At 49.5% G+C, this 1,138-nt stretch carries 1 protein-coding gene; it reads left to right on the top strand.

All coding sequences use genetic code 11. From position 1 onward, the window contains the following. Positions 1 to 1,138 (top strand): elongation factor Tu (gene tuf, locus GVI43_RS15700; protein ID WP_159567771.1); only part of this gene is annotated, 1,138 nt, incomplete at both ends.

The following is a 1,138-nucleotide window of genomic DNA, read 5'->3' as shown; positions in this document are numbered from 1 at the left end:
TGTCTAAAGAAAAATTTGAACGTACAAAACCGCACGTAAACGTCGGTACTATCGGCCACGTTGACCACGGTAAAACAACTCTGACTGCTGCTATCACTACCGTATTGGCTAAAACCTACGGCGGTAACGCTCGTGCATTCGATCAAATCGATAATGCACCAGAAGAAAAAGCACGCGGTATCACCATCAATACTTCACACGTTGAGTATGACACCCCGGCACGCCACTACGCACACGTAGACTGCCCAGGACACGCCGACTATGTGAAGAACATGATCACCGGTGCTGCCCAAATGGACGGCGCGATCCTGGTTGTAGCAGCGACTGATGGCCCTATGCCACAAACTCGTGAGCACATCCTGTTAGGTCGTCAGGTTGGCGTTCCTTTCATCATCGTGTTCCTGAACAAGTGTGACATGGTTGATGATGAAGAACTGTTAGAATTAGTTGAAATGGAAGTGCGCGAGCTTCTGTCTCAGTACGATTTCCCAGGCGATGATACGCCAGTTATTCGTGGTTCTGCGCTGAAAGCGTTAGAAGGCGAAGCCGAGTGGGAAGCAAAAATCATCGAATTAGCCGGTTATCTGGATAGCTATATTCCAGAGCCAGAGCGTGCAATTGACCGTCCGTTCCTGCTGCCAATCGAAGACGTATTCTCTATTTCAGGCCGTGGTACAGTAGTAACTGGTCGTGTAGAGCGCGGTATCGTGAAAGTAGGCGAAGCGGTTGAGATCGTTGGTATCAAAGATACCGTACAGACTACCTGTACCGGCGTTGAAATGTTCCGTAAATTACTGGACGAAGGCCGTGCGGGCGAGAACGTTGGTGTTCTGCTGCGTGGTACTAAGCGTGAAGATATCGAACGTGGTCAGGTTCTTGCGAAACCAGGTTCAATCAATCCGCATACCCAATTCGTATCAGAAGTTTATATTCTGAGCAAAGATGAAGGTGGCCGTCATACGCCATTCTTCAAAGGCTACCGTCCACAGTTCTACTTCCGTACAACTGACGTGACCGGTACCATCGAACTGCCAGAAGGCGTAGAGATGGTAATGCCAGGTGACAACATTCAGATGACAGTAACGCTGATTGCCCCAATCGCGATGGACGAAGGCTTACGCTTCGCTATTCGTGAAGG

The sequence above is a fragment of the Budvicia diplopodorum genome, from assembly GCF_009800925.1.
Classification (GTDB): domain Bacteria; phylum Pseudomonadota; class Gammaproteobacteria; order Enterobacterales; family Enterobacteriaceae; genus Budvicia; species Budvicia diplopodorum.
Note: the sequence above shows the minus strand (reverse complement) of the source record. Positions and strands in the feature narration are given on the sequence as shown.